Annotated in this window: 15 protein-coding genes; 6 read left to right on the top strand and 9 right to left on the bottom strand. The window is 72.0% G+C overall.

Annotated elements, in window-relative coordinates; translation table 11 throughout:
• The first annotated feature begins 151 nt into the window (after positions 1-151).
• From DSM104329_RS06135 to DSM104329_RS06125, 3 genes are read left to right on the top strand one after another with little or no spacing between them, the layout of a single operon-like run.
• Positions 152-1,537 (top strand): LLM class flavin-dependent oxidoreductase, encoded by a 1,386-nt coding sequence (locus tag DSM104329_RS06135; protein WP_259314515.1) that lies wholly within the window; start codon positions 152-154, stop codon positions 1,535-1,537.
• 23 nt (positions 1,538-1,560) lie between these two features.
• Positions 1,561-1,989 carry a nuclear transport factor 2 family protein gene (locus DSM104329_RS06130; RefSeq protein WP_259314514.1) on the top strand — a complete coding sequence of 143 codons (429 nt, stop codon included), beginning with the start codon at positions 1,561-1,563 and terminating at the stop codon, positions 1,987-1,989.
• Positions 1,950-2,870 carry an LLM class F420-dependent oxidoreductase gene (locus tag DSM104329_RS06125; RefSeq protein ID WP_259314513.1) on the top strand — a complete coding sequence of 307 codons (921 nt, stop codon included), beginning with the start codon at positions 1,950-1,952 and terminating at the stop codon, positions 2,868-2,870. The genes DSM104329_RS06130 and DSM104329_RS06125 overlap by 40 nt, the downstream gene beginning before the upstream one ends.
• A 6-nt stretch (positions 2,871-2,876) precedes the next feature.
• Here DSM104329_RS06125 and DSM104329_RS06120 read toward each other — a convergent pair whose 3' ends face one another.
• The gene (locus DSM104329_RS06120) at positions 2,877-3,755 is read right to left on the bottom strand and encodes a CoA-transferase (RefSeq protein ID WP_259314512.1); all 879 of its coding nucleotides are present in this window, start codon (positions 3,753-3,755) and stop codon (positions 2,877-2,879) included.
• Positions 3,755-4,654, bottom strand: coding sequence for a CoA transferase subunit A (locus tag DSM104329_RS06115; RefSeq protein WP_259314511.1), 900 nt, complete (start codon positions 4,652-4,654; stop codon positions 3,755-3,757). Before DSM104329_RS06115 ends, DSM104329_RS06120 begins: the two co-directional genes overlap by 1 nt.
• Positions 4,655-4,686: 32 nt before the next feature.
• On the opposite strand from DSM104329_RS06115, the gene DSM104329_RS06110 reads away from it, so the two are divergent.
• Together DSM104329_RS06110 and DSM104329_RS06105 are read left to right on the top strand one after the other, a co-directional pair.
• The gene (locus tag DSM104329_RS06110; protein ID WP_259314510.1) at positions 4,687-5,451 is read left to right on the top strand and encodes an enoyl-CoA hydratase/isomerase family protein; all 765 of its coding nucleotides are present in this window, start codon (positions 4,687-4,689) and stop codon (positions 5,449-5,451) included.
• On the top strand, positions 5,451-6,167 hold the full coding sequence (locus DSM104329_RS06105; RefSeq protein ID WP_259314509.1) for an SDR family NAD(P)-dependent oxidoreductase: 717 nt from the start codon (positions 5,451-5,453) through the stop codon (positions 6,165-6,167). The genes DSM104329_RS06110 and DSM104329_RS06105 overlap by 1 nt, the downstream gene beginning before the upstream one ends.
• Before the next feature lie 3 nt (positions 6,168-6,170).
• On the opposite strand, the gene DSM104329_RS06100 is transcribed toward DSM104329_RS06105, so the two are convergent.
• Positions 6,171-6,734 (bottom strand): cupin domain-containing protein, encoded by a 564-nt coding sequence (locus tag DSM104329_RS06100; protein ID WP_259314508.1) that lies wholly within the window; start codon positions 6,732-6,734, stop codon positions 6,171-6,173.
• A 160-nt stretch (positions 6,735-6,894) separates the two neighbouring features.
• On the opposite strand from DSM104329_RS06100, the gene DSM104329_RS06095 reads away from it, so the two are divergent.
• Positions 6,895-8,421 (top strand): class I adenylate-forming enzyme family protein, encoded by a 1,527-nt coding sequence (locus tag DSM104329_RS06095; RefSeq protein ID WP_259314507.1) that lies wholly within the window; start codon positions 6,895-6,897, stop codon positions 8,419-8,421.
• A gap of 12 nt (positions 8,422-8,433) precedes the next feature.
• On the opposite strand, the gene DSM104329_RS06090 is transcribed toward DSM104329_RS06095, so the two are convergent.
• The 6 genes from DSM104329_RS06090 to DSM104329_RS06065 all read right to left on the bottom strand — a co-directional run bounded on the left by DSM104329_RS06090 (position 8,434) and on the right by DSM104329_RS06065 (position 13,135).
• Positions 8,434-8,943 carry a nuclear transport factor 2 family protein gene (locus tag DSM104329_RS06090; RefSeq protein ID WP_259314506.1) on the bottom strand — a complete coding sequence of 170 codons (510 nt, stop codon included), beginning with the start codon at positions 8,941-8,943 and terminating at the stop codon, positions 8,434-8,436.
• A 22-nt stretch (positions 8,944-8,965) separates the two neighbouring features.
• Entirely contained in the window at positions 8,966-9,469 is a 504-nt protein-coding gene (locus DSM104329_RS06085; RefSeq protein WP_259314505.1) for a nuclear transport factor 2 family protein, read from the bottom strand.
• Positions 9,470-9,480: 11 nt separating this feature from the next.
• Positions 9,481-10,500, bottom strand: coding sequence for an LLM class flavin-dependent oxidoreductase (locus DSM104329_RS06080; RefSeq protein WP_259314504.1), 1,020 nt, complete (start codon positions 10,498-10,500; stop codon positions 9,481-9,483).
• Positions 10,501-10,551: 51 nt separating this feature from the next.
• Complete coding sequence (locus DSM104329_RS06075; protein WP_259314503.1) at positions 10,552-11,319, bottom strand: SDR family NAD(P)-dependent oxidoreductase; 768 nt, start codon at positions 11,317-11,319, stop codon at positions 10,552-10,554.
• A gap of 134 nt (positions 11,320-11,453) precedes the next feature.
• On the bottom strand, positions 11,454-11,879 hold the full coding sequence (locus DSM104329_RS06070) for a pyridoxamine 5'-phosphate oxidase family protein (RefSeq protein WP_259314502.1): 426 nt from the start codon (positions 11,877-11,879) through the stop codon (positions 11,454-11,456).
• 11 nt (positions 11,880-11,890) lie between these two features.
• A complete protein-coding gene (locus tag DSM104329_RS06065; RefSeq protein WP_259314501.1) occupies positions 11,891-13,135 on the bottom strand; it encodes a cytochrome P450 in 1,245 nt (414 codons plus the stop codon).
• Positions 13,136-13,137: the final 2 nt, after the last annotated feature.

Below are 13,137 nucleotides of genomic sequence, written 5' to 3'. Positions count from 1 at the left end.
CGGGTTGCTCCTCGCACTGCTGCTAATCCGGTGTCAGGTTACTGAGCGGTGATCCCCCCACCTTTCGGTGGTGTTCCCCAGGTGTCACCCGCACTGGGAGGCGCTGATAAGCTGGTGTCAGGTTCCCGAGGAGCACGAGGAGTACGAGCCGATGATCGAGGTTGGCATTTTCGACGGCGGGTCCAGCGATCTGCCCTTCCGCAAGACCGCGTCCGGTCAGCGGATAGTCGACGGCACCCTGGCCGACGTCCACGACGCCGCGCGCCGCACGCAGGCCGCGCAGGTCCGTCGTGCGGTCCTCGCCGAGAGCGTCGGCTTCGACTACTACTGGCTCACCGAGCACCACTTCGGCACGGAGGGCGCCGAGCTCTCCACGAACCCGCTGCAGATCGGCACTGCGATCGCCGCGCTCACGCGCACCATCCGCATCGGCCAGCTCGCCAACATCGTCGCATTCCACCACCCGATCCGGCTCGCCGAGCAGATCGCGATCCTCGACAACCTCAGCGGCGGGCGCGCCGAGGTCGGACTCGGGCGCGGCTACCAGGGCCGCGAGGCCGAGATGTTCGGCAAGACCTACGGCGCCGGCATCCAGGACCAGGAGCGCAACCGGTCCTTCCACCACGAGGCCTACGAGATCCTCATCAAGGCGTGGACCGAGGAGAGCTTCAGCCACACGGGTCAGTTCTTCAGCATCCCGCCCGACTACACGAAGTGGAACCACGCGCAGACGATCGCCTTCTTCGAGGAAGGCGATGCCGGGCCGGACGTAAACGACGTCTTCAAGATCGCCCCGCCGGACCAGTACTCGATGATGGGCCCGCCGATCAGCGCGTCGGGGACCACGCTCAAGCAGCTCTCGGTCATGCCGCAGCCGTTCCAGAAGCCGCACCCGCCGCTGTGGGAGCCGCTCAACAGCGAGCGCACCATCCGCTGGGCCGCCAGCAAGGGGCTCAACGGCAACTTCATCTTCGAGAGCGACCGCGCGCTCAAGCCGAAGCTCGACGTCTACATGGAGCAGTCCGCGGCCTCCGGCTGGCCCAACGGCGGCGAGTTCAAGTACGGGTGGGACGCCGAGAAGCACCGCGGCGTGAGCTCCGGGCGCGTCGTGCACATCGTCGACCCGTCGCTCAGCCACTGCAACCCGGACCTGGCGCGCGAGTCGCAGCTGTTCCAGTGGGACTTCTACAAGCCGTTCGGGTTCACGGCGATCCTCGCCGAGCCGGGCGAGACGCCGCGCATGGACGTCGACGTCACCGCCGAGGTGCTCGAGCAGCAGGGGATGCTCATCGTCGGCAGCAAGGAGCACGTCATCGAGAAGCTCATGGGCCTGAAGGAGACGGCCTACGCCGACGGCGACTTCATCACGAACATCTGGTTCGAGTCCGGCGGCACCCCGCACGAGGCGGTCGAGGAGCAGATCCAGTTCTTCGGCGAGGAGATCATCCCCGAGCTGCGGCGCAACTGCGGCGGCTCGCCCGAGCGCGCCGAGAGCACGGTGCAGCTCGTGCCCGACGCCGTCGCGGCGAAGGTCTGACCCGGTCGAGTTCGAGGCGGGCGATGGACGACGTCGCGGCCATCGTCCGCCTCACCCACGACTACGCGCTGTACAACGACACCTTCCGCGTCGACGACCTGGTGGAGCTGTTCACCGAGGACGCGTTCTTCGACATGGCGCCCGCCGGCCTGGAGCGCTACGAGGGCCGCGCGGCGATCCGCGACTTCTTCGAGCGCGAGAAGCGCGCGCTCTCCCATGTGATGCACCTGACGTCGAACCACCGCGTCGACGTCGACGGCGACACGGCGACCGGCACCGCGTACTACCTCGCGATGGGGATCACCCGCCGCGGCGGGCGCGAGAACCAGGCGCGCGGCTACTACGACGACCGCTACGCGCGCACGCCCGAGGGCTGGCGGTTCGCATCGCGGCGCAGCTGCCTGCTGCTGCCATGGGAGCCGATCCGGCGCCCCGCCGCGACCACCTCGTGACCGCGCTGGGCGGGACGGGCGTCTGGAGCGGCGAGCTGCGCTTCAAGCGCGACCGAGCCGCTGCGACCGAGGCCGCGGCCGAGCTCGACGAGCTCGGCTATGACGCGCTCTGGATCCCCGGCGGCACGGGCACCGGCCTGCCGCTGTTCGACGTGGCGGCCGAGCTGCTGGACGCGACGCGACGCGCGACGGTGGCCACCGGCATCCTCAGCATCTGGGTGCAGGACGCGCAGAGCGCCGCCGCCGGGCACGAGCGCCTGCACGACGCGTACGGGGCCCGCTTCCTGCTCGGGCTCGGCATCAGCCACGCGGCGTTCGTCGAGGGCGAGGCGGCGGACGCACTCCTCACGAGGCCCCGCACCGCGATGCTGCGCTACCTCGACGCGCTGGACGCCGCCGCTGCGGGCGACCTCCGCGGCGAGCGCGTCCTCGCCGCGCTCGGCCCGCGCATGCTCGAGCTCGCGCGCGACCGCAGCGCGGGCGCGCATCCGTACTTCGTCACGCCCGAGCACACGCGGTTCGCCCGCGAGGCGCTCGGTGACGGGCCGCTGCTCGCGCCCGAGCAGGCGGTCGTCCTCGAGCGCGACTCCGCGCGGGCGCGGGAGATCGCGCGCGCCCACATGCACGTCTACCTCGGCCTGCCGAACTACACGAACAACCTGCTGCGCTTCGGCTTCACCGAGGACGACCTGCGCGACGGCGGCAGCGACCGGCTCGTCGACGCCGTCGTCTGCTGGGGCGACGAGGACGCGGTGCGCACGCGACTCGACGAGCACCGGGCCGCCGGCGCCGACCACGTCACGCTGCAGGTCCTCAGCGGCCGGCGCGGCGAGCTGCCGCTGCCGGAGTGGCGGCGGCTCGCCGCCGCGCTGCTGGACTGAGCGGTTCTACCCCACCGGCGCCGTCACGCGGACGAGCTCTTCCGCGCGCGCCCATTCCTTGGCCAGGACCTCCTCGAGGTAGGCCAGGCGCTCCTCGCCCGAGAGGAAGTCGAAGCGCACCGTCCCGAGCGGGTCGATCCGGTTGCGCAGCAGGTCGATCTGCTCCGCGGTCGGCTCGGCGGTCGTCGGCACGTCGGCGGGCACGTCGACCGCGAAGCCCGTGGCCGCCACGACCTCGTCGACGGAGACGCCGGGATGGACCGACTCGATCGCGAACGGCCGCTCGTCGTCCTCCTTGACCAGCACGGCCAGCGGAGTGACGATCGTCACCGGGCCGCCGCTGACGAGGCCGAGCGCCTCGCGCTTGTCGCGCGAGATCGGCGTGCGCCTGCCGGTCGCGTAGTCGACCTTCGCGCAGAGCGTGCGCGCGTCGTGCTTGGAGAAGTAGGCGACGACCTTGCGGTAGTTCTGGACGACCTCGGGCGCGCCGGCGCCCCCCGGCAGGCGGACCTTCGGATGGTCGTAGTCGCCGATCGCCGACAGGTTGATCGCCCCGTCGCCGTCCATCTGCGCGGACGAGACGCACTCGAGCAGGCCGTGCGTGCCGAGGTGGACGAGGTGCCCGTTGGGCGTGAACGAGTTGCGCGCCAGCGACCCGCGGTACGCGGCGGCCTCCGAGCCGGTGAAGCTCAGCTCGACCGGCGGCATGCCGATCGCGTTGTAGCCGACGAGCCAGGCGTCGGGCGCATGGGTCAGCTTCGCCAGCATGTACGCCGCGTAGGCCAGCGGCGTGAACGAGCCGAGGATCGTGACGTAGTCGCCCTCCTCGGTCATCTCGGAGGCGATGCGGCACACCATCACCTCGTGGACGTCGTACTTGGCCATCACGCCTCCTGCAGGGTCGGGCCGGCCTCGGCGAGCGCGGCGAGAACGCGGCCGCGGTCGCCGGCGAGCACGCGCTCGCGGTACTCCGCCTCCGTTTCGCCGCGGATCCGGTCGACGTACGCGGCGTACGCGTCGCCCCCGGCCATCGCGGCCTTCTGGTACTCGAGGATCTCCCACGCGTCCTGCGCGTAGCGCGGCACGTGCGAGCACGGGTGCGCGCCGAACGGCGCCTCGATGACGTGGTCGACGAGGAAGCCCGGGATCTTCGTGAGGTGCGACTGCGCCGCGATCTCCGAGCTGTCGACGATCTCCTCGCAGGTGACGATCACCGTGTCCGAGGCAGCGGCGAGCTCGGGGTCCTGCGAGTAGGTGCCGTCGAACTGGACGTTGCCGAGGCGGTCGCAGCGCAGCGCGTGGATGATCGCCACGTCGGGCCGGATCGCCTTGACGACCATGACGTCCTCGTCGCCGAAGCTCGTGCGCGCGGTGCCGAAGACCTCGGGGTTCTGCGCGACGAGGTCCGAGCCGATCGGGCCGCGGACCGGCATGAACGGCACGGACTGCCCGCCGGCCTCCAGCGCGACCTGCAGCGACAGCGCCGGGATCTCGGTGATCGGCAGCTCGCCGGCCTGCACCGCGCGCCGGAAGTTCTGGGCGAGGCCCATGGCCTCGAGCGTGACCATGGAGAAGGTGAGGTGGCGCAGGACCCCGGCGCCGACCATCAGGTCGACGTCGACGGAGCCGAGCAGCGCGAGGCCGTGGATGTCGGTCCGCCGAGCCCGGACGAGCTCCCGGACCGCCGCCATCGGATGGTTGGCGAACCAGCCCCCGCCGAAGGCGACGACCGCGCCGTCGCCGACGAGCTCCGGGAGCCGCTCGAGGTGGGTGATCTTGTTCACGGGCATATACTGGCGTCAGATTATCAATGTGCGTGAGGTCGTGGACAGCGGGCCGGGTCGGCCATGTGGAGATCGCCCGACCCGAGCGGCGCAACGCGCTGGAGCCGGAGACGATCCGCTCCCTGCGCGCGGCCGTGCGGGCCTTGGCACATGAAACTGAAATCCGGTGTCTCGTGCTCAGCGGCGCCGGCGCCTCGTTCTCGGCGGGAGGCGACATCGCCGCCCTGCGGCGCCAGTCCCCGAGCGAGACGCTGGCCCACAACCGCGCCGTCCTCGAGGCGGCCGCCGAGCTCGAGCGCCTGCCGATCCCCTCGGTGGCGGCGCTGCACGGCCACGCTCTCGGCGGCGGGCTCGAGCTCGCGCTCGGCGCCAGCCTGCGCATCGCGTCCGACGACGCCCGGCTCGGGTTCCCCGAGGTCGGGCTCGGCCTGATCCCCGGCGGCGGCGGGACGTCGCGGCTGCCCCACATCGCCGGGCGCGGCGGTGCGCTGCTGCTCCTGCTGACCGGCGAGCCGGTCGGCGCGGCCGAGGCGCTGCGCATGGGGCTCGTCGACCAGATCGTGCCGGCAGGCGAGCTGATGCCGGCGGCGGTGCGCCTGGCCGAGCGGATCGCCGCCAACGGTCCGCTCGCGGTGCGGGCCATCCGCGACCTGGTCCGCGCCCAGGACGAGCGCCTGCTGGCCGCGGCGATCGCCGACGCCGAGCGGCGGCTCGAGGACGTCCTCGCGTCCGACGACCTGCGCGAGGGCCTCGCCGCGTTCAGCGAGCGGCGCGCGCCCGCGTTCACCGGCTGCTGATGCGCACGGCTCTCGTCACCGGCGCCTCCTCGGGCATCGGGTTCGCCATCGCGCGCGAACTGGGGCGCGTCGGGCACGCACTCACGGTGACGTCGCGGCGCGACGACCGCCTGCAGGCCGCGGCGCAGCGGCTGCGCGCGGAGGGCATGACGGTCGAGGCGGTCGCCGCGAACGCGGCCGACGAGGAGGGCATCGCCGCGGTCGTCGAGCGCCACAAGGCCCGGTTCGGCCGGCTCGACGTGCTCGTCAACAACGCCGGCATGGGCATCGGCGGCGAGATCGACGAGCTGCCGGTCAAGCACATCGACCTCCAACTCGACGTCAACCTCCGCGCGGTCATCCTCGGCTACCGGTTCGCCGTGCCGCTGCTGCGGGCGGCCGGCGCCGAGCACGGCACCGCGCTCGTCGTCAACACCGCGTCGGTGACCGCCGAGCGGCCCGAGCCGCTCATGCCGATCTACGCGGCGACGAAGGCGGCCGTGGTCGGCTTCACGCGTGCGATGAACCTCGACCTCGGAGCGGCCGGGATCAAATCGTGCGCGCTGTGCCCGGGCATCGTCGCGACCGCGATGACCGTGCCGCTGCAGGGCGAGATCTCCGCCGGGGACATGATCCGCCCCGAGGATGTGGCGAGCGCGGTGACGTGGCTGCTGTCGCTGTCGCCCCAGTGCGTCGTGCCCGAGATCCCGTTCCTGCGGCCGGGCAACGCGGCCTGAAGATCAGTGCTTCATCGCGTAGGCGCCGAAGCGGCTCTCGTCGAGCTCGGCGCCGACGAAGACGAGCAGCAGCGTGGCGGGGGCGTCGCTCTTGTTGGCCCACGAATGCTTGGCCCCGCACTGGATGAGGCAGTCGCCGGCCTTGAGGACCTTGCTGACGCCGTCGTCGAGCGTCAGCGTGAACTCGCCGGCGATGACGTACTCGATGTCGACGGTCGCCGTGTAGTGCATGCCGCCGGAGTCCGACACGGCGTCGCCCATGCCGGGCGTCAGCCGCTCGGTCTCCTCCCACGCCGCGGCGGGGTCCTCGGCGACCACGATCTCGGACTCGGGCGGGTACGTGAAGACGATGAAGCGGTAGCCGTCGGGGGTCGTCGGGAAGAAGCGCAGGCCCTGCTCGACCGCGCCGTCGTTGGGCACGACGGGCGTCTGGTCGCTGCCGAAGAGATCGAGGATCTGGTTGCCGCCGAGCGTCGGCGGCACCTTGGCCTCGACGACCTCGTCGGAGACGAAGATCGACTTGCCGGACTCGTCGATGCCGGTGACGACCCTGCGGATGCTCTGCACGGTGAGGCTCTCCTTCCGAACCGGGGTGGGACCTGACGTTCGATTCTCCCCGCGGGCGGGCGCGAATGCAGGCGCGGACGGCGATGACCCCCTGATCGGCGGGAGTTGCCGGAGCGCCGTTCCGCGGCCCGCGCCCATCCGCGACAGTCTTGCGCGCACCGTGCCGCCGGACGTGGACGTCTCAGGATCGCTCGTGCCCGACCTCATCGGGTGCGCGACGCTGCGCTTCCCCGGCAAGGTCGCGGTGGACGTCGACGGCGACACGCTCACGTTCGCCGAGCTCTCGGACCGGGCGTCGCGGCTGGCCCGGGCGCTGCTGGACCGCGGCATCGGCGAGGGCGAGCGGGTCGCGCTGCTGGCGCTCAACGAGCGTGAGACGCTCGAGATCCGGGTCGGCGCGCAGCGGGCGGGCGCGATCCTCGTGCCGCTCAACTACCGGCTCGCCGAAGCCGAGTTGCACGCCTGCGTCGAGGACTGCGCGCCCCGCTTGATGATCGCCGGGCCGGACTTCGCGGACGTCGCCGCCCGGATGCCCGTGCCTGCGGTGCTGCACTTGGGCGACCGCTCCTACGAGGACGCGCTCGCTGCTGCCGACCCGATGCCGGTCCCAGCCGGCTACCCGCCCGAGCGCATCTGCCACATCAGCTACACCAGCGGCACGACGGCGCGCCCCAAGGGCGTGATGCTGTCCAACCGGTCGATCCACCACGGCACGATGGCGATGGGCCACGAGCTCGGCTCGCATCCGCAGGCCGTCTTCCTCGCCTCCACCCCGCTGTTTCACGTCGGCTCGCAGGTCGGCTACTCGTGCGTGTACCTCGGCGGCACGCACGTGCAGATGCGCAAGTTCGACCCCGACGGCTTCCTGGCCACGCTCGAGCGCACGCAGGCCACGCACTGCCAGCTCGTGCCGGCGATGATCCAGATGGTCGTCGACCGCTGGGGCGACCGCCCGCCCAGCTCGCTGCAGCGGGTGCTCTACGGCGCCGCACCCATGCCGCCGGCCCTGCTGCGCTCCGCGATCGAGAGCCTCGGCTGCGAGTTCGTCAACGGCTACGGCAGCACGGAGGCGATGGGCATCTCGTTCCTCGCCCCGCACGAGCACGACCCCGACGGCGCGCCCGAGCGCCTGGCGTCCGTCGGGCGCAGCAGCACGCTGTCGGCGTGCCGCGTCGTGAGCGAGGACGGCCGCGACGCCGCGCCCGGGGAGGTCGGCGAGGTCCTCGGCCGCGGCCCGGCGCTCATGAGCGGCTACTGGCGCAACCCCGAGGCGACGGCCGAGGCGCTGCGCGACGGCTGGATGCACACGGGCGACCTCGCCTACCGCGACGAGGACGGCTACCTGTACCTCGTCGACCGCCGCAACGACAAGATCGTGACCGGCGGCGAGAACGTCTTCCCCAGCGAGGTCGAGAACGTCATCCTCAGCCACCCCGCCGTCGCCGAGGTCGCCGTGATCGGCGTGCCGGACCGGACGTGGGGCGAGGCGGTCACCGCGGTCGTCGTCCTGCACGACGGCGCGAGCGCCGACGAGTCCGACATCGTCGCCCACTGCCGCGGCAGCCTCGCCGGCTACAAGGTGCCCAAGCTCGTACGCTTCCACGACGCGCCGCTGCCGCGCACGCCGACCGGCAAGCTGCTGCGGCGCGACCTGCGGCGCACCTGGCCGCAGCCGGCCGGGGCATGACGCGCGACGCGGTCAGCGCGTGCCCGGGGTCCACTCCTTCTCCGCCCACTCGCGGGTCCACCCGTAGAAGGCGACGTTCGGGTTGCCCTCGGCCCACAGCCGGGTGAACTCGCGGTTGCGGATGCGCCAGACGCCGTCGCGGCGGACGAAGTCGTCGACGTAGTCGCCGATGACGCGCAGGAACGGGCCCTCAGGGTGATCCTCCTTGACGAGCAGCGCGTCGACGCTGCAGCGTGTGACGGCGGTGTCGCCGTCGTAGCCGACGACGCGGAAGTTCGTCGTGCTGTGGCGGCTGCCGTCGAGCGGCGCGTGGAACGGGTCGATGAACGACACCGCGTCGTCGATGCCGTCGAACGGCCCCCACGGCTCGCCGTAGGTGAGCTGGATCTCCTCGACGAAGACGGTCCGGAACAGGTCGCAGTCCTTCGTGTCGATGGACTGGGCGTACTTCATGATCACGTCGTGCAGGGCGATCCAGTCCTCGGGCGGAACGTCCACGCCGGCGTTGTCGATGTCGGCCATGCTGCCTCCTCGGTGTCTCGGCTCAGCGCCGGTAGCTGGGGTCGGACCGGTCGCGCCGGCCCAGGGTCTCGGGGGCGAAGGCCAGCCATTCGTCGATCGCGACCTTTGCTCCCCACTCGACGACCACGACGCGCTGGGCGATGGCCCAGCGGCCGCCGCGGCGATCGAGGCGATCGCAGTAGCGCAGCCAGTTCAGGGCGAACGACTCGCCCCACGCGTGGTCCGTGGTGCCGCGGTGGTGGGCGACGCAGTACGTCTCGGCGTGCGCCACATCGCCGTCGACCTCGACGAGCATGTTGCCCGCGACATGCATCGTGCGCTCGAAGGCAGGCAGCGTCTCGGACGCCTGAAGGAAAGCGAGGAACGCGGTGCGGTCCCCGCTGAAGCCGAACCCGGAGAAGTCCGCGTGGGCGTCGGGGTGAAAGCAGGACTCGACCAGCGGCCAGTCCAGGCGGTCGATCCCCCGGTAGTAGCGCAGGAGGACGTCCTCGATCTCCCGGCGCGCGATCAGCTCGGCGAGGTCCACCGCCGCGGCCCTCAGGCTTCGGCGCCGGCGAGCGGCGCGGGCGACGGCAGTCCGACCTCGCGCAGGGCCGGCGTGACCTTCGTGCTGAGCAGCTCGATGTGGCGGGCGACGAGGTCGTCGGGCATGCCGGCGATCGAGGACCAGACGAGGATGTGCTCGATCGGCAGGTCGCCCATCCACTCCGTCAGCCGGCGGATCGCCTCGTCGGGCGTCACGACGTCGAACTTCGGCGCCAGCAGGACCGACTCGCCCGAACGCAGCGACTCCGGGTCGAGGTCGGGGAGCAGCGCCATCCCCGGCGCCACGGTGTCCAGCCCGCCGTAGTACGCATAGCTGCCCCATTGGTAGGTGAGGTGCGGGGAGATCCGCGGCCAGGCGGCCTCGGGGTCGTCGTTGATCACCATCTGGACCAGGCCGCCCATGCGGGCCGAGTCGGGGTCGTGGCCCGCGCCGGCCAGCGCCTTGCGGTACTCGGGCAGGCTCGCCGGCCCGGGCCAGAGCAGCCCCTCGCCCAGCCGACCGGCGATGCGGGCGGCGCGCAGGCCGGTCCCGCCGATCCAGATCGGCATGTGCTCCTGCAGGGGCGCGGGCGTGGCGACGCCCTCCTCCCAGAGCCGGCGGATCTCGATCGCCCGCTCTTCGAGCGCCTCGAAGCGACCCTTCGGCGACACCCCGTAGGTCTTGAACTCGGGCACGACGTAGCCGGCGCCGAGGCCCAGCTCGAAGCGCCCGTCGCTGATGAGGTCGATGACCGCGCCCTGCTCGGCGATGTCGGCGGCGGGCCGCAGCGGCGCGAGCACGACCCCGGCACCGAGCTGGATGCGCTTCGTCCGCGCCGCGGCGGCGGCGGCGAACGTCAGCGGCTGCGGCAGGTAGCCGTCCTCCCAGAAGTGGTGCTCCGAGAACCACGCGGCGGCGATGCCCAGCCGCTCAGCCTCCACGACCTGCTCGAGCGCCGTCTCGTAGAAGCCCTTCCACGGGCGCTGCCACTTCGGGGGATTGCGGAGGTCCATGTAGATCCCGACCTGCATCGAGGCACCTTCCAGTGATCGAGGGACGACGTCAGCGACGATAACCTGGCGTCAGAATCCGTTGGCGCCCATCATGGACTGCCCGCCGTCGACGCGCAAGACCTGGGCGGTGACAAAGCCCGTCGAGGGCTGCGCCAGGTACAGCACGGCGGCGGCCACGTCGTCGCCCTCGCCCACGCGCCCGACGGGGTTGAGGATGAAGCGGCCGTCGGCGTCCGTGCGGTCGTCGAGGCCCGCCTCGGTGAGGCGCGTGCGGATCCAGCCCGGTGAGATCGCGTTGACGGTGATGCCGTAGGGCCCCAGGTCGCACGCCATGCCGGCCGCGAGCAGGTTCACCGCCGCCTTGCTCGCGCAGTAGTGCGCGGAGCCCGGGTCGACGCGGTCGGCGTTCATCGAGCCGATGAGGACGATGCGCCCGCGCCGGTCGTTGGCGATCATCCGCCGCGCGGCGATCTGGCCGGCGAGGAAGCAGCCCTTCGCGTTGATGTCGAACGTGGCGTCCCAGGCCTCGTCGGTCAGCTCGGTGAAGGGGGCGTGGAAGAAGGCGCCGTGCGAGCAGACGAGGATGTCGACGGGCCCGTGCGCCGCCTCGGCGTGGGCGATCAGTCGCTCCATGTCCTCGCGCCGGGACACGTCGGCGGCGACGCCCTCCACGGATCCGGACGCGCCGAGCCGCGCCACCGCCGCGTCGACGTCGGCCTGCGTGCGCGAACAGATCGTGACCGATGCGCCCTCGCGCAGCAGCGCGCGCGCGGTGGCCAGGCCGATGCCGTGACTGCCGCCCGTCACGACGGCCGCCATGCTGTCCAGCGTGCCCAAGGCGAGCTCCTCTCCGGGGTGGACTGAGGACACTCTATTCTCACCGCACCCTCGCGCTCAAGGGAGCGCGGCGGGAACGGGCCGATCGGGGGGCGCCGTCAGCGCGGCGGGAACGGGCCGATCGGGGGGCGCCGTCAGCGTGCCCGGATCTTGGCGTTGTCCCAGGTCAGGGGGCGGCCCGCGGGATGGATCGCGATGTGGACGCGCGCGCGGTCGTAGTGGCGGCGGGTGGCGTCGGGGACGGTCTGCGGCGTGCGAAACGCGGCGTACTTCGCGTCGAAGAGCGCGTCGATGCCCGCGCACCGCTCGGCGTCGCCGACGATGGCGGCGCGGCCGTGGATCACGGCCGCGCGCAGCTCGGCCCACGCCCGGCCGTGCTCGACCGTGAAACACACGCGGGGGTCGCGGCGGACGCTCGCGGCCTTCGCCGAGGCCGCCAGGGTGCGCACGAACACGGTGCGATCGGCTACGACGAACCACATCGGCACCGCCACCGGGGCACCGTCGCGGCGCACCGTCGACAGGATGCCGGTGTGGGAGCCGGCGACGAGCTCCCACATCTCGTCCTCGGTCAGGCGGACGCCGATGGCGCTCTCCGGGGGCGGGCGGTGAACGCGATCGGGAGCTCCTCGGCGCCGAGGATGCCCTGCGTCCACGGCGTCATGCGGATCGGCCCGTCCAGGCGCGGCTCGCGCAGGCGCGCGGTGAGGACCTCGACCGCGATCTCCATCTCCAGCCGGGCGAGCTGATCGCCCAGGCACTTGTGCAGCCCGTGGCCGAACGGCACGCGGCGCCCCGGCTCGCGGTGGATGTCGAAACGGTCCGGGTCGTCGAAGCGCTCGGGGTCGCGTCCGCACGCGAGCATGTTCAGACACAGCACGGTGCCCGCCGGGATCAGCATCCCCTCGAGCTCGACGTCCTCCTGCACCTCACGCGAGAGGAAGTTGACGACGCCGTACAGGCGCATCCCCTCCTCCACGACCGCGCCGGCCAGCCGGGGATCGTCCGCGACGTCCTCCCACTGCCCCGTCTCGATGAGCCCGCGCAGGCTGGAGACCATCTGGTAGCGCGTCGTGTCATGGCCGGCGAACAGCAGGTTCGCGATGCCCCAGATCAGCTCGTCGCCGATCAGGCGGTCGTCGTCCTCGGCCGCGATGAGCGCGTCGATGAAGTCGCCCGGCCGCCGGTCCGCCGGCAGCGCGCGGCGGTGGGCCACGAGGTCCTCGGCGTAGTTGCGCAGCCCCTCCAGTCCTGCGGCCAGCCGGTACTGGGTGCGCTCGAACGGCACGGAGAGCAGGTGGACGATCTCGAGCGTCGCCTTTGCGAAGACCGGGATGTCGCCGGCCGGCACCCCGATGAGCGTGCACAGCGCCTCGATCGAGTACTGGTGGCTGAAGTCGAGTGTGAGGTCGCAGCGGCCGTCGCCGGCCCAGCCGTCGGCGATCCGGTGGGCGATCCCTTCGAGCCGCGGGCGCATGGCCGCGATGTCCGGCGGCCGAAAGCCCTGGCGCATGACGCGCCGCACGCGGTCGTGGCGGTCGCGCTTCATGTTCAGCAGCAGCCCCTGCTCGAGGAACTCGAGGACGATCGGCGGCGCGCCCTTGCGGTTGAAGTGCTCCCACGACAGCGTCGCCATCCGGCGGTCGTTGAGCAGGGATGCGAGCAGCTCGTAGGAGAGCACCTCGACGCCGCGCTCGCTGCGCGCGAGGACGCCCTGCGCGCGCAGGTCGCGCAGGATCGGGATGGGATCCTCGAGGTAGCGGGGGTCGCGGATGTCGAGGAACGGCAGCTCGGCCCGTTCGAGCGTGGTCGCCATAA

This window comes from Capillimicrobium parvum (genome assembly GCF_021172045.1).
Classification (GTDB): Bacteria; Actinomycetota; Thermoleophilia; order Solirubrobacterales; family Solirubrobacteraceae; genus Capillimicrobium; species Capillimicrobium parvum.
This window is presented reverse-complemented; position numbering and strand designations above follow the sequence as displayed.